This is a genomic window from Phyllobacterium chamaecytisi (assembly GCF_020164455.1).
Lineage (GTDB): Bacteria > Pseudomonadota > Alphaproteobacteria > Rhizobiales > Rhizobiaceae > Phyllobacterium > Phyllobacterium chamaecytisi.
In genome coordinates, this window is the sequence record NZ_JAIQWW010000014.1 from 1 (window position 1) to 20764 (window position 20764).

Genomic DNA, 20764 nt, shown 5'->3' on the forward strand with positions numbered 1-20764 from the left:
CGACAGAATTGCCGATGCGGTGAAAAACCAGAGTCCTGGCTGGGCGACCGCTGTGGCAAGCCCGCTCGTCTTTGCGCCGAAAATCACCAGAGCGACCAGCAATACGTCCAGCATTGACCATTTTGACAGGAAGCCGATCCACCGGTGCAGAACATGGGCGGCAGCGGGTACTTGAGCTGCTGCCAATTGTGCGACGGCGAGCTTTGTGACTGGCAGAATGACCGAAAAGAGCCCGACGACAGACGCCAGCAACCAGTCGCCGCCCGTCCAGAGCGATCGAATTATGCCCAGGAGCGAAGGGTTCTCGTCGAAGAAGTATAGCCTGCTGACATTCATCAACGGCATGGTCATCCCCAGTGCCAGCGAAAACGTGGCGATGAAGAGAAAGATGGGAATGAACGATCTTGTCGACATGCTGGTCCAAACCAAGGCTAACCCAGTTACGCATGAAGGAAATGCATGGCACCCGTCAAGCATAGGCGACGACAAGACACACCGGATCACATTCGCTTGTACCCGATTGACGCTTCCCATGGCTGGTCTCCATAGTTAGGGTACATAGCACCGACGACTGCTGGCGGTAACCAAGAGTATTTAATTCTTGATGATTTGATCGAACATTGGATTGATGCACCTTATGCGTACAAAATTCGGACTGCTGTTTGTTTTCCTGGCCTTTGTTTCCTCGGCCCAGGCGCTGGAGGCCGGCTCCCCGCCACCGCTCGCTCCAGAGGAGGAGCAGGCCAAGGCTGCGCATTTGAGCGCGCAGGTGCTGACTTACTACCACTACAAGAAGGTGCCGTTGGACGACGCCTTGTCTGAAAAAATAATTAACCGGTACATAGAATTACTCGACCCGGAGCGCTTCTTTTTCCTTCAGTCCGATATTGATCAATTCATGACCAATAAGGACAAAATCGATGATGCTATCTTTAGCGACGATCTGAGCATCCCGTTTGCTATCTTCAACGTGTACGAGCAGCGTTACGTCGAGCGCCTTACATACGCGCGTGAATTGCTCAAGAATGGTTTCGATTTCAGTCAGAACGAAGAGTTCACGCTCATCCGCGACAAGGAGCCTTGGCCGAAAACAACGGCGGAGAGCCAGGACCTCTGGCGCAAGCGCGTGAAAAACGATTGGCTGCGCCTGAAACTGGCGGGTACGCCTGAGGCGACGATACGCGAAACACTTGGCAAGCGGTATGGAAACTCATTGGCCCGGGCGTACAAGTACAAGAGTGACGATGTCTTTCAGACATTCATGACTGCTTACACGAACTCGATCGAACCCCATACCGACTATCTGGGTGTGGCGGCTGCATCGGATTTCGACATTTCGATGAAACTCTCCCTCGTCGGCATCGGCGCCGTACTGCAGGAGCGCGACGAATATACGACCATACGCGAGCTGGTACCGGGTGGGCCGGCTCAGCTGTCCGGCCAGCTGGCGGTCGGCGACAGAATTGTCGGCGTCGCGCAGGGCAAGGACGGCACGCTGGTGGATGTTGTCGGCACCCGCGTCAACGAAGTCGTGAAGCTGATACGCGGAGAGAAGGATACTGTCGTACGGCTGGATATCTTGCCATCCGATGCGGGACTTGACGGCAAGCATCGCCTTGTCACCCTGGTACGTGACAACATCAGTCTGGACAAGCAGGCGGCCAAAAAAAGCGTTCAGATTGTCAAGGATGGCGATATCTCGCGCAAAATCGGTGTGATCTCGTTGCCCACGTTTTATGAAGATTTCGATGCGCGACGGCGCGGCGACAAGGATTATCGGAGCGCAAGCCGCGATGTCGCCAAGCTGCTGGCAGAACTGGAAAAAGAAAAGGTCGATGGCGTCGTTATCGATCTACGCAACAATGGCGGAGGTTCTTTGCCGCAAGCGATCGAACTGACCGGCTTTTTCGTAGGCAAAGGACCAGTTCTGCAGCAACGCAACGGCGATGGCGAGATCAGGGTAAATGGCAATAAGCGCGCGACGCCCCTCTGGACGGGGCCGCTTGCTGTGCTCATCAATCGTGGTTCCGCCTCGGCTTCGGAGATTTTCGCCGCCGCGATACAAGATTATGGCCGGGGCGTCATTATTGGCGAACCGAGTTTCGGCAAGGGCACTGTGCAAACAGTGGTCGATCTGGACGAGGAAGCGCGCAACCCAAAGCCGGAATTCGGCGAGCTGAAAATGACTGTCGCCCAGTTCTTCCGTATCAATGGCGGCACCACCCAGCTTCGCGGGGTGACGCCGGATATCGTCCTGCCGGGATTCGCGGACGAGGAGAAACTGGGAGAGTCGAGCTATGACAATGCGCTGCCATGGCTGCAGATCAAACCTGCGAACTACAAACCCCTTGGTGATATCAAAACGGTTCTGCCGGAGCTACAGAGCCGCCACGACGCCCGCGCCAAAACGGACAAGGACTTCAAGGATCTCGTTGAAGATGTGAAGGAGCTCGATGATTTGCGTAACAAGCGGGTTATCTCACTCAACGAAACCGAACGGCGTGCCGAGAGGGAGCGTCAGGTCAACCGCCTGAAGGCGCGCGAGGCAGCAGACGGCAAGGGTTCCGTGTCACAGGCAGATCTTGTATTTCAGGAAGACGGACTGCAGGCCAATGAGCGCAGCTTGAGCGCAGACATAGCGAGCGAGAAGGCGCTGAAGGACGCAAAGGACGTTCTCTTGGATGAGACGGTGCATATTCTCAGCGATGCCGCGGATCTTACCAAAGTAAAATCGGCAAAGAACAATTGATTATTGGCGCCAGCGTTGAGTGCTGGCTCTAAACATGACGAATGGTGCAGCATGGCAGATCAAATCAGTATCGATAAACAGGAAACGGGCAGCGGCGGACGCTATGTGGCCGTGGTATCGGGACACGAGGCAGAGATGGCTTTTTCACGCGCCAGCCCGCATCTGATCATCATCGATCATACGGCAGTGCCGGATGCGTTACGTGGCCAAGGTGTGGGGCAGGCCCTGGCGTTGCATGCGGTAGAAGATGCACGGGCGGGCGGATGGAAGATCATTCCGCTTTGCCCATTCATGCGCGCTCAATCGCTCAGGCACGAGGAGTGGGCGGACGTCGTTCAGCAGAGATAAGGCCTTTTGGGAACTCTATGCCCACAGGAGCTGATTTCTCAAAAAGTCTTCTGACTATCCGATCATCGCCCGCTTGTCGGTGACGGGAATGTCTTCGATATCACGCGGCTTGCCATCGCGCTGCTCAAGTGCCTCAGCTTTGGCAAGTTCTGCTTCCGATTCGGTAAGAGCCGCCTCGGCATCATCCTTCTGGGCCTTCAGGTCGCGGATCGAATCAAACAGATTGTCGCGGCGCTGACGGGCGGCCTTGGCAAAAGTCGGATAGGCAAAATGCGTGGTGTCGGTGATGCCGGCCTTTTTTTCCTCGGACAGTATCTGCGCGTCCAATTCGGCAGCCATGCGTTCGAACTCGCCCATCATCAAATCAAGCTGGCCGAGTTGACGGCGCTTTTCCTTGACCTGAAAGAGCTTCAGCCGAACCAAACCTTCATGCGACTTCATACTCACTACCCCCTCAACACCTGCCAAAAGCCGGTACTCTGATCCTGCCAAAACGCTGGCGATCGATCATCCGGCGCCGTTTCACCCCGAATCACTTCGGGAAAATGAAACAAAAACTTAAAGGTTGCCCTGTCTGGTAACCTTTCCTTTACGTTCAGCATTAATCATACGCCTTAAGACTTAAAGCTCTGTAAATCAGTGCGGCAAGTTTTTAGACGGCGATTTTATCGAGTCGAATGAATCGCTTAAGGCCAGAACCTGATGCTGCGCCTTATGATTTTTGACCGGTAAGTTGACCTTATGAATCAATGCGGTGCCAATGATTTTTAATTCAAGAGTCAAAGACACTTGCAAAGCGGAATTAGATTTTGTTAACCATTCGGTGGCAATCTTAACGTTATGGAAACGGCTTGTTTCGCGACCTGACTTCGGGATTGCCCTGATCGAGGTTTCTTGGGCAACCCATTTCAGCGGCGGGAAAAGGGGAATGATATGCGGGTTCTTTTAATCGAAGACGATAGTGCAACGGCCCAGAGCATCGAACTGATGCTCAAGTCGGAAAGCTTCAATGTTTATACGACGGATCTGGGCGAAGAGGGTGTCGATCTCGGCAAGCTCTACGACTACGATATCATCCTCCTCGACCTCAACCTGCCGGACATGTCCGGTTATGAAGTCCTGAGGACCCTGCGTCTGTCGAAGGTGAAAACACCGATCCTGATCCTTTCCGGCATGGCCGGCATCGAGGACAAGGTTCGTGGCCTCGGTTTCGGCGCCGACGACTATATGACCAAGCCCTTCCATAAGGACGAACTGGTTGCCCGTATCCATGCGATCGTGCGCCGTTCCAAGGGGCATGCCCAGTCGGTCATCACCACCGGCGACCTTATCGTCAATCTGGATGCGAAGACGGTGGAAGTCACCGGCCAGCGCGTTCACCTGACGGGCAAGGAATATCAGATGCTGGAGCTGCTTTCGCTCCGCAAGGGCACGACGCTCACCAAGGAAATGTTCCTCAACCACCTCTACGGCGGTATGGACGAGCCGGAACTCAAGATCATCGACGTCTTCATCTGCAAGCTGCGCAAGAAGCTCGACAATGCATCCGGCGGTATCAACTATATCGAAACCGTCTGGGGCCGCGGCTATGTGCTGCGTGAGCCGGATGCATCGGACCTGCGCGAAATCGCCTGATCAAGATACTATCGAGAAACAAAAAGCTCCGTGTGAACGGAGCTTTTTTGTTTGTTGTGACGCTGAAGCTCCGGCTAAGTGCCGTTGTATGCAATGTTGCTCTCAGCCTTCGACCGGCACCGGCGGCAGGATTTCGGCGATCGAAACACGATTGAACGGTTTCAGCAGATATCCAGCTGCACCAGCACGCTTGGCCCGCATGATCCGGCTCAGGTCAACCTCGGGCAGGCAAAGATAGATCTTGCTGTTCTCACCGCCCGGCAAGGCACGCACCTGACTGATGATCTCCGGCGCGGGCATGTCGGATAGCGCGTCGTCGAGGATGATGATGTCAGGCATTTCAACGCTACAGGCGGCAATCGTCTGATAGCCGGTATCGGCGGTCGTCACGACGGTCGTTTCGTTGGCGATGAGCCTCCGCGCAACCTTCCTGACTACAGGAGATCCATCCACAATCATGCAGCGTAGCAATTGAAAAACTCCCCGCAAAAGCCAAGTTGCGTTTGCCCCCATGACCAAGACTACCAGCCGTTGGGTGAATAAATACCCAAGGTTGATGGTAAATTTTTAGAACAACTTGCGCGATCGGCTACGCCGCGGTGAAGACGATCTCTTCAGGGCTGGCATGGATGGAGATGGTCATGCCGGCTTCCTGGGCCAGCAGCAGCGTATAGTAGGGCTGAACGCCGTGGGCATCGATCGGCTCTTCAGGAACCTTGCCGCTGTGCAGTTCAAGGAATTTCGGCGGGACGCGTAGCATTGGACCACGTGATGTCAGGACAAAACGCGGCTGTGTTTCCGGTGTTTGCAGCGCAACCGACAATGTGCCACCACGGGGCAGGGCTGCATTGGCGATCAGGACCAGATTGAGCAAGAGCTTCACCTTGTTCTTGGGCAGCAGAACCCGGGTGCCCTCCCAACTCAATTCGGCTTTCTCGCCCTTCATATATTCATTGGCGACATTCTGCGCATCGCCGGTATCGATCTGAACTCCAGCGGAGCCGGCGGCGCCGAAAGCAATACGCGCGAACTGCAGGCGAGCAGACGCGCTGCGTGCGCTGGATTTGATGAGGCTCATCGCGTCTTCATCGGAACCGCCTTCTTCGAGCAATTCCAACCCATTGTTGATGGCGCCGACGGGTGAAATGATATCGTGACAGATGCGGCTGCTCAGGAGCGCTCCGAGGTCCGTTGCCGAGAGAATAACGGGCAATGTCATGGGGAAATCTCCTGAAGATTGGCTGGTGTTTCAGAGGCCGGCGCGAATCAGTAACACGCGAATCACTCCGATTTCTGGCCTATTTGGATACATAGCTCGATCATGATCGGCAAGAACGACTTGGCCGGAGCCTGTAAATGTTGAAATTTCAAGGTTTTTGCCATTCTTTGCAAGTCATTGAAATGCCAAGATCGATTCATAAACTTTTATACAAGGTTTAGCGCCTTAAAATGAATTCGATTTTAAAAGCAGGCGCAAGATCTGCTCATCCTTGCATCAGGCGTCAGGCAAAGAAGCGAACAGCCAAAAGGAATTATGATGGCGTCTCTACTCTTGTCTTTGAACCGCGGCTTTCTCCTCATTTTGACACTTGTGTCACTCGTTGTCGCCCAGGCGCAGACGGCGCGTGCGCAAGAAACCTACACGATGGAAGAAATCGTCAATTCCGGCCAGCGGTTCTTCGGATCGACTTCTGGTGGGCTCGCCACGGCTGTCGAAAAAGTCTTCCAGAGTTACGGTCTGCCCAACGGCTATGTTCTCGGGGAGGAAGGATCTGGCGCTCTCATCGGCGGCCTGACCTACGGTGAAGGTTCGCTCTACACCAAGAATGCCGGGGATCACAAAACCTTCTGGCAAGGACCATCGATCGGTTGGGATTTCGGCGGACAGGGCTCGCGCGTCATGATGCTCGTCTACAATCTCGACGATGTGCAGAACCTCTACGGCCGCTTCGTTGGTGTCGCCGGTTCCGCCTATCTTTTCGCCGGGGTCGGTTTCAATGTGCTCAAGCGCAATCAGGTACTGCTCGTTCCGATCAGGACGGGTGTAGGTGCACGTCTGGGTGTCAATGTGGGTTACCTGAAGATTACCCAGACGGCGACGTGGAATCCTTTCTGATAAAATAAACCGTATCGCATTTGGGACGCGAACTCTTCAGTTCGCGTCTTTGCGTTTCAGGGCCTGACTGTAGAGCCTTGCATGCCTAAATAGTACCGTTCTGCCGGCCCTTCGGGTTTCCGGTTGGCGGCCAACCACTTTGTCAGGCGGCTTCGTCCGATGGATAAACATCGGCCTCGCCACCTTCCGCGTGGATTGTCTCGCCATCCGAGAAACAGAACTGCTTCTATTTAGGCACGAAAGGCTCTAGTACACCTTGTGCCAAGATAGACATCCAACAGGACCCTGATCGTGATCCAGTCTGCGCTATATTTTGCTTTCGGATTCCTGAGCGCCGTGCTGGTGGCGCTTTTGGTTGCGCCGCCCATCTGGCGCCGGGCGACACTGCTCACGCGCAAGCGTGTCGAGGCGGAGACTCCGCTGACGCTCAACGAGATACAAGCCCAGCGGGATGGCCTGCGCGCTGAACATGCGATCGCCGAGCGCAAGCTTGAGTTGATGCTGGAGAGCTCCCGCGAAAAAGCTGCACTGCAGTTGGCCGAACTCGGCGAGAAAGAGCGTCTCATGCGCAATCTCACCTCTGAACTTTCGGCGCGCGACGCGGCGATAGCCGAGTCTCGATCGTCATTTGCCGATCGCGACAAGGAACTGGAGAAAGCCGCGGCCATGATCATAGGGCATGAGCGATTGATCGAGCAAAAGTCAGCTGAACTCGAACTCGTGCATCGCCGCGTGTCGAGTGTCGCGATGAATGCGGACAGTTTTCAAATCGAAGTCGCAGCGCAATCGGCCAGGATCGACAATCTTTTGGATGATCTGAAAGAGGCGCGGCAGGACAAGCGCGACAGCGACAACCTGAGACAACGGGCCGAAGCAGAGATCAAGGAAGTGCAACATTCGCTGGCCCAGGAAACCAAGCGAAGCGCCGAGCTTGAGAAACGCTCGAATGCCCTGCTCAGGCAAATTTCCGATAGCGAGGCCAAGCTTTCAAGGCGCGAGAAGGAGATCGAGCGGATCAATGAACGTTTGCGCAAGGTGCTCGCTGAAGGGCGCAAGCAGGGATCTTCTGTTCTGGATACGCCGCGCGGCAAGCAGGCACTGGTTCAAGCGCAGGAAATCGAGCGGTTGCGCGAAGAGATGAACAAACTTGCAGCTCAGGTTGTTGCCATGGTCGCGCGGCTTGAGGGGCCAACCTCGAAGGTCAACGAACTCCTGGCGAAAGCCGAGAGTGAAATGTCTCCGGTGCATGACGAAAACGGCGAAATCATCGTCAGCCTGGCCGATCGGATTCGGGCTTTGCAGACAGACTCTAGAGACCAGAAAAACGGCTGAAACGCGATAGTGCGATGCCCGAAGCTGTCGCAACGTTCAGGCTGTCGAAGCTCCCGGACATAGGGATTTTCACTGTTTTCAGTTTTTGCAAGAGTAGCTTTGGCAGGCCGCCGCCTTCCGTGCCCAGAAGCAGCGCAACGCGTCGCGAGGGTTTGGCGTCGTAGATATCGGTGGTGCCGGCGGGGCTGAGGGCAAAAATGTCGAACCCGGCAGTTTGCAGTTTGGTCACGATGGCTTCGATTGATCCTTCCCTGGCAAAGGGGACTTTCAATGCTGCGCCGACCGATACGCGGATGGCCTTGCGGTAAAGGGGATCGCAACTGGTTTCGTCCATCAAAATGCAATCCGCTTCGAAGGCGGCGGCGTTGCGAAAGATCGATCCCATGTTGTCGTGATTTGAAATGCCGCACAAAGTTACCGCCAATGCCTTGTCTGGCATTCCATCGATCAACGCATCGATGGATTGCGGCGCGTTGCGGCGGCCGACAGCGAGGATGCCGCGATGCATGGGAAAGCCGGCAATTGCATCCATGACCTCGCGAGACACGCAATAGACCGGTACATCAGGCGGGCAAAGCTTGAGCTGCTGGCTCAGTCCGGCAAGCCGGTTTTCCAGTACGAGGAGCGATTCCACCGCAAAAGCCGGGTTGGACAACAGGACATTGAGGACAACCTTGCCCTCGGCGATGAACCGGCCCTCGCGCCCGACGAGATCCCGTTCACGCACATTCCGGTAAGGCGCGAGCCGATCATCCTCGGCATCGGCGACGCGGGTTACCCGATGTTGCAGCCAGTCGTGCTCTTCCGGGACCAGTGTTTTCACGACTGCGATGCGAGCCCGGCGCGAGCCTCGCCAGCCATCCGCACGAGCGTCATGTGCATGTCCTTGGCAGAGGTCAGGGGCTCCTGGAAAAAGACACGCAGGACGTCGTCACCCTCGGCCAGATCGAAGCCATCGGCGTCAATACCTGTCATGCGCCACTTACCATTGGGTGCCCTGGCATAAAAGCGGGCATAAAGCGCGATCGCATCGGAATGGTCTTCGTTCATATGGTCGACGGCGCCCCGTTCCGCGGCGGCGAGTTCCTCGCCGACCGGACTGAGACTAAGCCAATCATTTGCTGACAATTGGTAAGCCTGGCCAAAGCCGCCATTCAGCTTGGCGCTTTCAGGTTCCAGCCGGAAAAAGCGAAAATCACCGAGGCCTACATAGAGCTTGGCCTTGGGCAAGTGGGAAAGATAGCGCCATGCAATGCGGGTGTGTTCCGGCGTATCGCGGGCGATCTCTCGCGCCTTGGCGGTTATCGTCATCCGCGGATGGGCGAGTAGGTCACCTTTGCCCGGTTCGCCGACCAAAAGCGAGCACCGGGGATCGGCCAGCAGTGCCGGTGTGTGTGCGGCGAGGGCCGAAACAAGGATGATTGGTGCGCCATCATGATCTGTCGAGATGCCGACGCGCGTGGCAATCGGAGCGCCGGACTGCGGATCGAGCGTCGCAATCACGGCATGGCGCGCGGTACGCATCAACGTGCGCGCAAGGCGTATTGCATTGTCGTCAATCTCGCGGAGGACGTCTTTCTTTTCGCTCACGTGTCATCCTTCAAACCGGTCATCTTGCCGATTGATAGTTTGTCACACGGATTGGAACAAGTCCTGTGCAGACAGGTAGCGAGGATGGACCGGGAATGTCAGGCTGCGATCGCCCGATTGTCGTTAAGGCCGATATCGTTCATGCAATCGGCCAGCAGATCGAGATCGACCGGTCCGATCGTGCACAAAACCGGGGCAACATCTTCAACCGGAATTTGCAACGCCATGAGTTCGACAAGCGCTGCCATAAGCGATTCGCGGGTATCGTAGCGGACTGAATGATTGCGCATAGCGTGCCTTACGAGCTTGGGCAGATGCACAAAGTTTAGGGCAAATGTGGTAAACAAGTTCTTAATTTTGCCATTATTGAAATTTTTTTGCTGTTGAAATGAATAAAATAACTGCATATTTTCAAATGGATGGTAATGTCGTATATCACAATAATGATCACTGCCATTGTTTGGCCCTAAATCGCATCAATCTGTCAGCAACTTCACCAGCAGGATTAACAGCGATGAGAAATGCTTCGTGAACGGCGTCGGTAGGGGAAAACTCCACTCTGTTATAGGCATTGTTGCGGCCGCCGGTCTTGTCACCGGTTGTACGACGAGCCAGAATTCAGGCAAATTATCCGCCGGTCTGACGACGCATTCGGGTACCAGAACCAGCTCTTACGCTTATACGCCGAAGGACAAGGAATGCCTTGAACGGGCGATGTTCTTCGAGTCCAATCGCTCGAGCAAGGAAGGTTTGCTCGCGGTCGGCACCGTGGTGATGAATCGTCTCGATTCAGGCAAATGGGGAAATTCCATCTGCGGCGTGGTTGGTCAGAAAAACCAGTTCGCGCCGGGCGTGCTATCGCGGCCCATGCGTTCTGTGGCAATGCCCGACGTGCAAGCTGCTGCGGACGCCGTGCTCAAGGGTGAGCGCAATCCCAAAGTGAAGAACGCGATGTATTTCCATACTGCGGGTCTTCGGTTCCCCTACAAGAACATGCATTACACTGTCGTCGCGGGCGGCAACGCATTCTACGAAAAGCGTGACCGTTATCATTCAGCCGATATAGCTTCGAATGATGCCAGCCGTGCAATTGCCAACGCCTACATTGCCAGCACCAGAATGGCAGGGGGCAATGTGCAGATGGCCAGCGCTGCGTCGGCCACGACGACGACGTCCACAGCGACTTCAGGTCGTGTTGTGAAGGATACCAGCCAACAGCCGATCGTTGTTGCTCAGGCTGACCTTCCCTTGCCACCCCAAATGGCATTTGCCAGCGACAAGGTAGCAGTGCCAGTTGATCCTCCGGCGCAGGCAATGGAGTACACGGCTCCGCAACCGGTAACGATGCCAGCTGCGACGGCAGAGGGAACTCTGCAGACCAGTGCACTAGCCTATGAAGCGCCGACCGCAAAGAAGGTAGACGCGATCGGCCAGATGCTTTTGGCGCAGGATCGTCCAAGCACCCTCAACTGATTTCCACGTGAACTATTCGGACACCAAATAGTGGTGAGCCCATTCGCTATGGGGAATAACTTGTCCTATGGCGTATTGGAAAGACAACACCGTCATGTGGTCCGGAGACGTGGCGCAGGTGTAGGACAGATGGTACCATTCGCCCTTGCTCCGGAAAGCTGCGCCGCCTGAACGTATCTTGTCACCTTTGATCTTCGGTTCTTCAAAAGCATAGGCGACCAATTCGTCCGCTACCAGTTTGGCCGGATCCTTGTGGATGCGCTCCATTGCCTCGAGATCACAGCGCTGTTCGAGCCGCGTTTGCGGGTCCAGCCGCTTCAGCTCTTCCGCAGCGCCATTGTCCATAGCGCGTGCCGGACTTGCCAAGGCGGCCGACACCAAGAGCATGGCGCTTATTATTCTCATCGTAGGCGGCTTTCATCGTGTGAACGCAAAGGACGAGTCGTTGGTTCTGGTCCCGGCGCGGTATTGATACCAACCGGATTGGGACTAAATTATGAAAGCCCCCTAGCCTGAACAAAATGGCAGTGGGTTCCGCCGTCAACTGGCCGCTTTTTTCCTCCCATCGCCGTTCGCATCGATATAGGCATATATATAGGAAAACGACGGCTGCGCGCGATTGGCAGGCTCGACCAATCCTGCAACGCTACCAAGTGATGCCGCGTAGTTGTTGCAGTTGTAGCCGAACATGCGCCACATGGGCGGATTGGCAATAGCTGCCTGCACTTTGCCAAGCAATTGCTGATACTGACTTTCGGTCAGCGATACACGATAGGCGGCGTTTGGCGTGAGATGGCAGTCGGCGTAGCTCGGCACCAGATCCGCGGGCATCGGGACAAGCGCGCCGGCATACAGTCCAGCAAGACTGCCTTTCGGGAACAGACCGGTATAAAGGCGGGTCACTGGGTTGCCTTTGGCGTCCAGTCGCCCAAAAACCACATAGAGATGACCGCTGGGTATGCCGGGGGAGAAACGCTGGCGGAACTCGATATAGGCGGGATCACCGATTCTTGTGCGATTGGCTGTCAGTTTCGCCGGTGAGCCATTGGGATTGCCGTGCGGAGCGCAGCTGAGTTGCGGCGTTTCAGGAGCGTAGGCCGATACCGTAATCGCGCTGGTCGATTGAGGGACTGACTGACAGGCTGTGAGGGAAATTGCGGCAATGCTAGCGATGGTTGATTTCAGAGATGCTTGAGGCACGATTAACCTTCTCTCGATGTGTCAGTATACGTAAGGCAGGACGCGCCACGTGCGCGCGCGGTATCGGCTATATTCCTCTCCAAATGCTTCCTGCAGCATCGCTTCTTCAGGACCTATCCGAGAGAAAAACAGATAGCCGAAGCCAACAATGCCAGCCAGACCGGCGACATAGTTCGGGAGGAGCAACGCCTGGGTCAATGCCATGAGCCAGAACGCCGTATACATCGGGTGACGGAGATATTTGTAGATGCCCGTGGTGATCAGCTTATGGTCCTGCTTCAACTGGAGCGATACGGACCACATTTTTCCCAGCGCCTTGTGCGTGAGACGGAACATGATCAAGGAGAGAATTCCGAAGGCAATACCAAGCAGGAAAAGTATGGGGCTTACCGGGTAGGATGCAAAATGTGGCTGGTCGGTCACAACGTAGATTGCCGGAATGATACCGAGGCCGGTGAGGGAAACCGCAAGCCTGGCCGTATCGGCGCCCTTCCGCCGATCAACCGTGAGGGTCATCCTACGTGCACGCCGATCGAATGGCCGACGCAGCACATACCAGCCAACGACATGAAGGACCCACAGGACCTTGCCGACAGATATAAGGGAGATCATGTGGTGGCAGTTCCAGCAATATTGAGTTTTGCCGGGGAAGGTGTGTTCTGATCACAGCGCAGGCCACCTAATGCGGCGACATCGGCGAATTGTTCCGGGCCACATAAAATGGCATGCCATGAATAATGGGTGCGTTTTTCGACGCCGAAAACAAACTGGCGATGCACGCGAAAGAAATCCCGTCGAATAGATTTATATGCCTCATCGCAAAGTTGATTTCGGAAACGCACTCTCACCAGGATGGGCGATTTCCCATCTTTTATCTTTAAGTCTCGCACGGGATCAGATTGGTAGAAATTCATTGGGTCCGTCAGCGATTGCACATCGATCCAGACCGTTTTGCTATTTGCAACGGTCTCGACACTTTCGCGCAGCGTGCGAGCAGTAGGATGCAATGCTACCTTCAACAGACTGGACCCGACAGTGAGCAGGCCATACCGGCGGGAACCCTCGCGGCGAAGGGCGGCATCGAGAATCGGAATTGCGCAAACTGCGCCAAGGCTATGAGCTGCGACAACGATTTCTGTGCCGGGTGGAGCATTGCTTATACGATTGGCTGCATCAGCGATGACGCGATCCAGTTTCCGCATCACATCCGGCCGTTTGCCCCGCGCCATATCACGGGCAAACGTCCAGTCATCCATGAGGAGCAGGAAATGGAGCTTCGAGGCAGCGAGCCAGAACAACAGGATGGCGGTAATCAAGGCTATCACCGGTGCGACCGGTACGCTGGTCTGGTTGTACGCCATGGCAAGACGCCCGGTGCCGTAGGATGCACCCAGTATGACAAAGCAGATCAACAATGGATAAACGAAAAACAGGGCATAGCGCCAACTCGTCGCAACAAACCGGAAGAAAGTCCCGGTGAGGATAAAATCAAGCAGGGCGATAATTCCACTTAGCAACCGCCTTAGGGGATTTCTGGACGCGTAGAAAAGGGTGATGTCGCCTAGTCCGTAGAGGATGAAATCCGTATTGGCCGACCAGCCTTCGCCTGAAGTATGCAGACTGAATTCGCCGGTTGCGATCCCGCCATCGGTCGAGGAAACGCGCAGCGGTTCAGACTGAGTCAAGGACATGTCGTAAACAGGGGCTGTCTTGGCCGCTTCGCGAGTAAAGCGGCGATGATGGGCCTCTACAGGCATATGCTCAAAGCCTGGTAATAATACGACCAGACGATTGATAACGGACATCTGCAACCTTTTCTCGTCGGGTATAATCGGTGTCAGCGACCTATGACAACTACTGCCAAGGATTCTAGATGACCGACGTTAACAGAACATCGCCGGCGCGTAAAAGTTGCAACCCACAATTCGATTTATGCGTCAACTTGCCTCTTCATTTTGGAGCCATCCGGATTGCGCCATCAAGACGGATAGTTTCGCCGTTAAGCATCGGATTTTCAATGATATGCAAGGCCAGGGCCGCATACTCCTCCGGCTTGCCGAGCCTGGAGGGGAACGGAATGGAGGCGGCAAGGGAATCCTGAACTTCCTGCGGCATGGCGAGCAACATAGGCGTTCCGAAAATACCGGGCGCAATAGCCATGACGCGAATGCCGAAACGCGCGAGCTCGCGCGCAGCAGGCAAGGTCAGGCCTGCTATACCGGCTTTGGAAGACGCATAGGCCGCCTGACCGATCTGGCCGTCAAAAGCGGCGACGGATGCGGTGGAGATGATGACGCCGCGTTCGCCTGTTTCGAGCGGATCAAGCTTTGACGCGGCATCGCTGACAAGCCGAAGCATATTGAACGAACCGATGAGATTGACCTCGATCACACGTCGATAAAGATCAAGATCGTGCGGGCCATCGCGACCGACGATGCGCCCCGCATTGGCTATACCGGCGCAGTTGACCAGAATGCGCGGCGTACCGAGTTCGTCGATGACACGCGCAACAGCCGTCTCGGCGTCACCTGCACTCGACACATTGCAACTCAGTGCCAATCCGTCGATCTCATTTGCGACGCTTTGTGCGGCGTCAAGATTGATGTCAAAAAGGGCAACTTTCGCACCTTTTGCCGCGAGTGCACGGGCCGTCGCTGCTCCCAAACCCGAGCCGCCACCTGTTACAATTGCCACGTGCCCATTGGTGTCCATAATCATCTCCGATGCTCGTCCTTGCCTTTTCGCATGGGTGTGGTCGGTTATCCAGCCGTTTAAGTGTTTCCTGCCGTCAAAATCGTTCCTTGCCGCACAAGTATGAGGGCCCCTGCGACGCGTCATAGTAAAAGCCAGTGGACGGATTTTTAGGGATTTTCACTTTTTTTTTGGCATGAAGGCAGAGATTCTCCAGAATCCAGTATTATCGGCGTTTCGGTGGGTTGACTGCGAATAAATCTGCTTGCATTGCGACATGGCAAAGGCTTCCATGCAACCTTCGTTGTAGGCATGGGGGCCTGCAACACAAAAAAACCTCTGAAGGTGGAAAAGATGAATACCTACAAGAAACTCCTTGCGGCGACCGCGCTCGCAATGCTGACAGGTGGGCTGATGGCAGGTGGAGCCGCAGCCAAGACGTTAGTCTTTTGCTCGGAAGCTGCCCCAGGCGGTTTTGATCCGGCGCTTTATACGGGTGGTGAGACACTCGATGCGACAGGACAAGCCGTCTTCAACAAACTGGTGGAATTCAAGCCAGGAACGTCGGAAGTTGAACCAGCTCTCGCTGATAGCTGGACGATCTCCGATGATGGTCTGGAATACACGTTCAAACTTCATCCAGGCGTCAAGTTTCAGACGACAAGCTATTTCACGCCATCGCGTGAGCTAAATGCCGACGATGTGGTGTTTTCCTTTGAACGCCAGAAGGAAGGCAGCCCTTGGGCCAAGTATGTCGACGGCGCTTCCTACGAATATTTTGAAGGCATGGACTTTCCGAAGCTGATCAAGTCAGTGGAAAAAGTCGACGACCTGACCGTAAAGGTCACGCTGACCAAGCCGAACGCACCAATGCTTGCCAACCTTGCCATGGATTTCTCGTCCATCGTTTCCAAGGAATATGCCGACAAGCTGATGGCTGACGGAACACCGGGAAAGCTCAACGAACAGCCGGTTGGTACGGGCCCATTCCAGTTCGTGGACTATCAGCTCAACACTGCTATCCGCTACGAAGCCAATCCTGACTACTACAAGGGCAAGGTAAAGCTCGACAGCCTCATCTTCGCCGTTACGCCCGATGCTGCTGTCCGTGTGCAGAAGCTCAAGGCCGGTGAATGCCAGCTGACGATCTATCCGGATCCGGCAGATGTGGAAGGCCTGAAGGCTGATACAAACCTGAATGTCATCCAGGAAGAAGGCCTGAACGTTTCGACGCTTGCCTACAACACAACGCAGGCGCCGTTCGACAAGCCCGAAGTGCGCAAGGCGCTCAACCAGGCGATCGACAAGAAGGCAATCGTCGACGCCGTCTATCTCGGTCAGGGTACACCGGCGATCAACCCGATCCCGCCAACGATGTGGTCCTACAACAAGTCGATCAAGGATGACGAATACAATCCTGAAGCGGCGAAGGCAGCACTCGAGAAGGCTGGCGTAAAAGATCTGTCGATGAAGATCTGGGCTATGCCGGTTGCACGTCCGTACATGCCAAACGGCCGTCGCACCGCCGAACTGATCCAGTCGGATTTTGCCAAGGTTGGTGTTAAGGCCGAGATCGTTACCTTCGATTGGCAGGAATACCTGAAGCAGGCTTCCGATCCAAAGCACGATGGTGCGGTCATCATCGGCTGGACCGGTGACAATGGCGATCCGGATAACTTCCTTGCAACCCTGTTGTCCTGCCAGGCTGTTGGTACATCCAACCGCGCTGCATGGTGCAACCAGGAATTCACGGATTTGATCAACAAGGCGGCTGTCGTCTCCGATCCTGCAGAGCGCACCAAGCTCTATGAAGAATCGCAGGTTGTGTTCAAGCGTGAAGCACCGTGGGCAACGCTTGCTCACTCGCTCGTTACGACAGCTATGACGAAGAACGTATCTGGCTATGTGCCGAGCCCGCTCGGTGTTCACAACTTCGCCAGCGTCGACGTCGCAGAGTAAATTTACTCCAGCGGTACCGGCTTCGGCCGGTACCGCATTTTTATCAGGTCACCATGTTTCGCTATATCGCGTCCAGAGTGCTGCTGCTGATTCCGACGTTTATCGGTATCAGTTTTGTGGCCTTCATTTTCATTCGTTTGTTGCCCGGCGACCCAGTTATCGCACTTGCGGGGGAACGCGGCATGACGCCGGAACGGCATCAATTGCTGATGGACCAGTTCGGCTTCAACAGGCCCATATGGGAACAGTATTTCTCGTTCTTATGGGGTATTTTCCATGGAGATTTCGGCACGTCGATCGCCAGCAAGCGGCCCGTACTGGCGGATTTCCGAGCGCTTTTTCCGGCGACACTGGAGCTAAGTATCTGCGCCATGCTCTTTGCCGTCATCATCGGCATCCCGGCGGGTATTTTCGCTGCAGTCAAGCGCGGTTCGATCTTCGATCAGTTGAGCATGGGCATCGCGCTCGTTGGTTATTCGATGCCGATCTTCTGGTGGGGTATTCTCCTGATCATCCTTTTCGCCGGTATACTGCATTGGACGCCGGTGTCAGGACGCATGGACCTTATCTATTTCTTCAAGCCAACCACAGGCTTCATGCTGATAGATAGCCTGATTTCAGGTGGCAAAGGCGCATTCAAATCGGCTGTTTCGCATCTGATTCTGCCGACAATCGTGCTTGGAACGATCCCGCTCGCGGTTATCGCGCGTCAAACGCGATCCGCGATGCTTGAGGTTTTAGGCGAGGACTATGTGCGTACTGCGCGCGCCAAGGGCCTCGAACCCAAGCGTGTCATCGGCGTGCATGCCCTGCGCAATGCGATGATCCCGGTCATTACGACGATCGGTTTGCAGATGGGGCTGCTCATGGCCGGTGCAATCCTGACCGAGACCATCTTTTCCTGGCCTGGCATCGGCAAGTGGATGATCGATGCCATCTCCCGCCGGGATTACGTCGTGGTGCAGGGAGGTCTCATGCTCGTGGCGCTGATCGTCATGGTCGTCAATCTGATTGTTGATCTGCTCTATGCGGTTATCAACCCGCGTATTCGCGTAAAGTGAGGAACCCGTGACCAACGAAGTTTCCCCGCCCGTACCGCTTGCCTCGTCCCAGACTTCGGGCCGTATGGCGCGGTTTTCGGAATTCTGGTTCTATTTCAGCGTCAACAAGGGCGCGGTGATAGGTTTTGCCGTTCTCGTCGTTCTGGTGCTGATCGCCATATTTGGTCCGCTCATTGCGCCCCACGCTCCTTACCAACAGTACCGTGATGCTTTGCTAACGCCGCCATCATGGCAGGTGGGCGGCAAGGAGCAGTTTTTGCTTGGCACCGATGCCGTGGGCCGGGACCTGCTTTCCCGCCTGATCTACGGCGCGCGTTATTCGTTGTTCATCGGCTTGATTGTTGTGACGTTCGCCATGATTACCGGCGTTATTCTCGGTGTGCTGGCTGGCTATTTCCGTGGTTGGGTCGATACGCTGATCATGCGCATCATGGACATCATCCTGGCGTTTCCGCCGCTGCTGCTCGCACTCGTGCTTGTGGCTATTCTGGGGCCTGGTCTATTCAATGCGATGATCGCAATTGCTCTCGTTCTGCAACCGCACTTCGCGCGCCTTACGCGTGCGGCGGTCATGAGCGAAAAGAACCGTGAGTACGTCATTGCATCGAAACTGGCAGGCGCTGGCCACCTCCGCTTGATGTTCAAAACGATCCTGCCGAACTGTCTCGCGCCGCTGATCGTGCAGGGAACGCTATCGTTTTCGAATGCAATTCTCGAGGCTGCAGCACTTGGGTTCCTCGGCATGGGTGCACAACCGCCAACACCGGAATGGGGGACGATGCTGGCAGAGGCCCGTGAATTCATCCTGCGTGCCTGGTGGGTTGTTACATTCCCGGGTCTTGCAATCCTGATCACCGTCCTCGCGATCAATCTCGTAGGAGATGGACTGCGCGACGCCCTCGATCCTAAGTTGAAAAGGAGCTGAGGTATGGCGCTGCTTGAAATCAAGAACCTCTCTGTTGGCTTCGATACCAACGCCGGCCTGTTCATGGCCGTGCAGGGCATCGATCTTTCGGTCGATAATCGTGAAGTTCTGGCGATCGTTGGTGAATCCGGCTCCGGTAAATCAGTTGCCATGTTGGCAGTGATGGGCCTTTTGCCGAAGACCGCAACCGTCACCGCCGACAGCATGACATTCGACGGCCACAACATGTTGACCATGACCGGCAAGCAGAGGCGAGAAATCGTCGGCCGCGATGTCGCGATGATCTTCCAGGAACCGATGGCGAGCCTCAATCCCTGCTTCACAGTCGGTTTCCAGCTGGAAGAGGTGCTGCGCTTCCATATGAAGATGGATGGTCCGACACGGCGCAAGCGCGCGATCGAACTGTTCAAGCAAGTGGGCATTCCGTCGCCGGAAGAGCGTTTGAATTCCTTCCCGCATCAGATGTCCGGCGGTCAATGCCAGCGTGTGATGATCGCCATTGCCATTGCCTGCAATCCGAAACTGCTGATCGCGGATGAGCCGACGACAGCGCTGGATGTGACGATCCAGAAGCAAATTCTTGATCTGCTTGTCAGCCTGCAAGTGAAGCATGGCATGGGCCTGATCATGATTACCCACGATATGGGTGTGGTCGCGGAAACGGCTGATCGCGTGATTGTTCAATATAAGGGCCGCAAGATGGAGGAGGCCGACGTGCTGTCGCTGTTCGAGTCGCCCAAAAGCCCCTACACCCGCGCGCTTCTGTCTGCCTTGCCGGAGAATGCGACTGGCGACCGTCTGTCAACGGTTGCAGATTTCATGAAGAATGAAGCCGCCAATGCAGGAGTGGCGCCATGAGCGAGGTCGTACTCGAGGGCCGCAATATCGTCCGCGACTATCATGTCGGCGGCGGCCTGTTCGGCAAGCAGAAGACCGTGCAGGCGGTCAAGGGCGTCAGCTTTACTTTGGAAAAGGGCAAAACCCTTGCCATCGTGGGCGAGAGCGGTTGCGGAAAGTCAACGCTGGGCCGGATACTGACGCTGATCGATCCGCAAACTTCCGGCGAACTATTGATCGATGGCAAGCCGATCAATATCGCCAAGGATCGCGTCACGGCGGAGATGCGCCGCAAGGTGCAGATCATCTTCCAGAATCCCTATGGTTCGCTTAATCCGCGCCAGAAGATCGGTGAAGTTCTGGGCGAACCCTTGTTGTTGAACACCAACAAGACGGCCGCCGAGCGGCGCGATCTGGCAATGCAGATGTTGGTCAAGGTCGGTCTCGGCCCTGAACACTATAATCGCTATCCGCACATGTTCTCCGGAGGTCAGCGCCAGCGTATCGCCATCGCCCGCGCGCTCATGCTGAGCCCAAGTCTGCTGGTCCTGGACGAACCGGTCTCTGCGTTGGATCTCTCGGTACAAGCACAGGTTCTTAACCTGTTGGCCGATCTGCAGGACGAGTTCAATCTTACCTACGTCTTCATCAGCCACGATCTTTCTGTGGTGCGCTACATCGCCGACGAAGTCATGGTGATGTACTACGGCGAAGTCGTTGAATACGGTACGCGGGAGGAAGTGTTTGCCAACCCGCAGCACAGCTATACGAAGACGCTGTTTGCAGCGACGCCGAAGTCCGATGTGGAAAGCATCAGGGCACGCTTGGCCAAGAAGAAGGCCGCATGA

General features: G+C 55.4%; 23 protein-coding genes. 11 read left to right on the plus strand and 12 right to left on the minus strand.

From position 1 onward, the window contains the following. The coding region (locus LB462_RS19860) for a paraquat-inducible protein A (protein ID WP_224511608.1) at nt 1-414 on the minus strand (414 nt) is incomplete at its 3' end. 223 nt (nt 415-637) lie between these two features. Here LB462_RS19860 and LB462_RS19865 point away from each other — a divergent pair. Together LB462_RS19865 and LB462_RS19870 are read left to right on the plus strand one after the other, a co-directional pair. After that, nucleotides 638-2749 carry a carboxy terminal-processing peptidase gene (locus LB462_RS19865; protein WP_224511609.1) on the plus strand — a complete coding sequence of 704 codons (2112 nt, stop codon included), beginning with the start codon at nt 638-640 and terminating at the stop codon, nt 2747-2749. Between the two features lie 51 nt (nt 2750-2800). Continuing rightward, nucleotides 2801-3097 carry a GNAT family N-acetyltransferase gene (locus LB462_RS19870; protein ID WP_112530595.1) on the plus strand — a complete coding sequence of 99 codons (297 nt, stop codon included), beginning with the start codon at nt 2801-2803 and terminating at the stop codon, nt 3095-3097. 54 nt (nt 3098-3151) lie between these two features. Here the strand turns inward: LB462_RS19870 and LB462_RS19875 are convergent, their stop codons facing one another. After that, entirely contained in the window at nt 3152-3538 is a 387-nt protein-coding gene (locus LB462_RS19875) for a flagellar export protein FliJ (protein WP_224511611.1), read from the minus strand. Nucleotides 3539-4030: 492 nt separating this feature from the next. Here LB462_RS19875 and ctrA point away from each other — a divergent pair, with 492 nt between their 5' ends. After that, a complete protein-coding gene (gene ctrA, locus LB462_RS19880; protein ID WP_112530599.1) occupies nt 4031-4732 on the plus strand; it encodes a response regulator transcription factor CtrA in 702 nt (233 codons plus the stop codon). A gap of 102 nt (nt 4733-4834) precedes the next feature. Here ctrA and LB462_RS19885 read toward each other — a convergent pair whose 3' ends face one another. Then, nucleotides 4835-5203 carry a response regulator gene (locus LB462_RS19885; protein WP_224511613.1) on the minus strand — a complete coding sequence of 123 codons (369 nt, stop codon included), beginning with the start codon at nt 5201-5203 and terminating at the stop codon, nt 4835-4837. A gap of 118 nt (nt 5204-5321) precedes the next feature. Beyond that, nucleotides 5322-5951 carry a histidine phosphotransferase ChpT gene (gene chpT, locus LB462_RS19890; RefSeq protein WP_112530603.1) on the minus strand — a complete coding sequence of 210 codons (630 nt, stop codon included), beginning with the start codon at nt 5949-5951 and terminating at the stop codon, nt 5322-5324. A gap of 318 nt (nt 5952-6269) precedes the next feature. On the opposite strand from chpT, the gene LB462_RS19895 reads away from it, so the two are divergent. Next, nucleotides 6270-6848, plus strand: a complete 579-nt coding sequence (locus tag LB462_RS19895; RefSeq protein WP_112530605.1) for a DUF1134 domain-containing protein — start codon at nt 6270-6272, stop codon at nt 6846-6848. 291 nt (nt 6849-7139) lie between these two features. Further along, on the plus strand, nt 7140-8180 hold the full coding sequence (locus tag LB462_RS19900) for a coiled-coil domain-containing protein (RefSeq protein WP_224511614.1): 1041 nt from the start codon (nt 7140-7142) through the stop codon (nt 8178-8180). Here the strand turns inward: LB462_RS19900 and LB462_RS19905 are convergent. The 3 genes from LB462_RS19905 to LB462_RS19915 form a co-directional block, all read right to left on the minus strand. Then, nucleotides 8158-8994: a TrmH family RNA methyltransferase gene (locus tag LB462_RS19905; protein WP_224511905.1), complete on the minus strand. Its 837-nt coding sequence runs from the start codon at nt 8992-8994 to the stop codon at nt 8158-8160. The genes LB462_RS19900 and LB462_RS19905 overlap by 23 nt on opposite strands. 5 nt (nt 8995-8999) lie before the next feature. Beyond that, entirely contained in the window at nt 9000-9770 is a 771-nt protein-coding gene (locus tag LB462_RS19910) for a HugZ family pyridoxamine 5'-phosphate oxidase (protein ID WP_224511616.1), read from the minus strand. Nucleotides 9771-9868: 98 nt separating this feature from the next. Further along, entirely contained in the window at nt 9869-10060 is a 192-nt protein-coding gene (locus tag LB462_RS19915; protein WP_158482220.1) for a hypothetical protein, read from the minus strand. A 238-nt stretch (nt 10061-10298) separates the two neighbouring features. On the opposite strand from LB462_RS19915, the gene LB462_RS19920 reads away from it, so the two are divergent. Continuing rightward, the gene (locus LB462_RS19920; RefSeq protein ID WP_224511619.1) at nt 10299-11243 is read left to right on the plus strand and encodes a cell wall hydrolase; all 945 of its coding nucleotides are present in this window, start codon (nt 10299-10301) and stop codon (nt 11241-11243) included. A gap of 12 nt (nt 11244-11255) precedes the next feature. On the opposite strand, the gene LB462_RS19925 is transcribed toward LB462_RS19920, so the two are convergent. The 5 genes from LB462_RS19925 to LB462_RS19945 all read right to left on the minus strand — a co-directional run bounded on the left by LB462_RS19925 (nt 11256) and on the right by LB462_RS19945 (nt 15155). Further along, nucleotides 11256-11648, minus strand: coding sequence for a DUF930 domain-containing protein (locus LB462_RS19925; RefSeq protein WP_112530615.1), 393 nt, complete (start codon nt 11646-11648; stop codon nt 11256-11258). A gap of 135 nt (nt 11649-11783) precedes the next feature. Continuing rightward, nucleotides 11784-12443 carry a hypothetical protein gene (locus LB462_RS19930; RefSeq protein WP_224511621.1) on the minus strand — a complete coding sequence of 220 codons (660 nt, stop codon included), beginning with the start codon at nt 12441-12443 and terminating at the stop codon, nt 11784-11786. Between the two features lie 21 nt (nt 12444-12464). Next, on the minus strand, nt 12465-13055 hold the full coding sequence (locus LB462_RS19935) for a protein-S-isoprenylcysteine O-methyltransferase (RefSeq protein WP_224511622.1): 591 nt from the start codon (nt 13053-13055) through the stop codon (nt 12465-12467). Continuing rightward, nucleotides 13052-14248, minus strand: a complete 1197-nt coding sequence (locus LB462_RS19940) for a hypothetical protein (RefSeq protein ID WP_224511624.1) — start codon at nt 14246-14248, stop codon at nt 13052-13054. The genes LB462_RS19935 and LB462_RS19940 overlap by 4 nt, the downstream gene beginning before the upstream one ends. A 145-nt stretch (nt 14249-14393) precedes the next feature. Further along, nucleotides 14394-15155 (minus strand): SDR family NAD(P)-dependent oxidoreductase, encoded by a 762-nt coding sequence (locus LB462_RS19945; RefSeq protein WP_224511626.1) that lies wholly within the window; start codon nt 15153-15155, stop codon nt 14394-14396. Nucleotides 15156-15488: 333 nt separating this feature from the next. Here LB462_RS19945 and LB462_RS19950 point away from each other — a divergent pair, with 333 nt between their 5' ends. From LB462_RS19950 to LB462_RS19970, 5 genes are all read left to right on the plus strand, one after another. Next, nucleotides 15489-17093, plus strand: a complete 1605-nt coding sequence (locus tag LB462_RS19950; protein ID WP_224511629.1) for an ABC transporter substrate-binding protein — start codon at nt 15489-15491, stop codon at nt 17091-17093. A gap of 53 nt (nt 17094-17146) precedes the next feature. After that, nucleotides 17147-18154 carry an ABC transporter permease subunit gene (locus tag LB462_RS19955; protein ID WP_112530624.1) on the plus strand — a complete coding sequence of 336 codons (1008 nt, stop codon included), beginning with the start codon at nt 17147-17149 and terminating at the stop codon, nt 18152-18154. Between the two features lie 64 nt (nt 18155-18218). Next, the gene (locus LB462_RS19960) at nt 18219-19079 is read left to right on the plus strand and encodes an ABC transporter permease subunit (protein ID WP_224511907.1); all 861 of its coding nucleotides are present in this window, start codon (nt 18219-18221) and stop codon (nt 19077-19079) included. Between the two features lie 3 nt (nt 19080-19082). After that, the gene (locus LB462_RS19965; RefSeq protein ID WP_224511631.1) at nt 19083-19937 is read left to right on the plus strand and encodes an ABC transporter ATP-binding protein; all 855 of its coding nucleotides are present in this window, start codon (nt 19083-19085) and stop codon (nt 19935-19937) included. Next, nucleotides 19934-20764 (plus strand): ABC transporter ATP-binding protein, encoded by an 831-nt coding sequence (locus LB462_RS19970; protein WP_224511634.1) that lies wholly within the window; start codon nt 19934-19936, stop codon nt 20762-20764. Before LB462_RS19965 ends, LB462_RS19970 begins: the two co-directional genes overlap by 4 nt.

Coding starts and splice junctions, on each gene's coding strand:
- LB462_RS19865 (WP_224511609.1), top strand. CDS start 638: ATGCGTACAAAATTCGGACTGCTGTTTGTTTTCCTGGCCTTTGTTTCC.
- LB462_RS19870 (WP_112530595.1), top strand. CDS start 2,801: ATGGCAGATCAAATCAGTATCGATAAACAGGAAACGGGCAGCGGCGGA.
- LB462_RS19875 (WP_224511611.1), bottom strand. CDS start 3,538: ATGAAGTCGCATGAAGGTTTGGTTCGGCTGAAGCTCTTTCAGGTCAAG.
- ctrA (WP_112530599.1), top strand. CDS start 4,031: ATGCGGGTTCTTTTAATCGAAGACGATAGTGCAACGGCCCAGAGCATC.
- chpT (WP_112530603.1), bottom strand. CDS start 5,951: ATGACATTGCCCGTTATTCTCTCGGCAACGGACCTCGGAGCGCTCCTG.
- LB462_RS19895 (WP_112530605.1), top strand. CDS start 6,270: ATGGCGTCTCTACTCTTGTCTTTGAACCGCGGCTTTCTCCTCATTTTG.
- LB462_RS19915 (WP_158482220.1), bottom strand. CDS start 10,060: ATGCGCAATCATTCAGTCCGCTACGATACCCGCGAATCGCTTATGGCA.
- LB462_RS19925 (WP_112530615.1), bottom strand. CDS start 11,648: ATGAGAATAATAAGCGCCATGCTCTTGGTGTCGGCCGCCTTGGCAAGT.
- LB462_RS19935 (WP_224511622.1), bottom strand. CDS start 13,055: ATGATCTCCCTTATATCTGTCGGCAAGGTCCTGTGGGTCCTTCATGTC.
- LB462_RS19940 (WP_224511624.1), bottom strand. CDS start 14,248: ATGTCCGTTATCAATCGTCTGGTCGTATTATTACCAGGCTTTGAGCAT.
- LB462_RS19945 (WP_224511626.1), bottom strand. CDS start 15,155: ATGGACACCAATGGGCACGTGGCAATTGTAACAGGTGGCGGCTCGGGT.
- LB462_RS19950 (WP_224511629.1), top strand. CDS start 15,489: ATGAATACCTACAAGAAACTCCTTGCGGCGACCGCGCTCGCAATGCTG.
- LB462_RS19955 (WP_112530624.1), top strand. CDS start 17,147: ATGTTTCGCTATATCGCGTCCAGAGTGCTGCTGCTGATTCCGACGTTT.
- LB462_RS19960 (WP_224511907.1), top strand. CDS start 18,219: ATGGCGCGGTTTTCGGAATTCTGGTTCTATTTCAGCGTCAACAAGGGC.
- LB462_RS19965 (WP_224511631.1), top strand. CDS start 19,083: ATGGCGCTGCTTGAAATCAAGAACCTCTCTGTTGGCTTCGATACCAAC.
- LB462_RS19970 (WP_224511634.1), top strand. CDS start 19,934: ATGAGCGAGGTCGTACTCGAGGGCCGCAATATCGTCCGCGACTATCAT.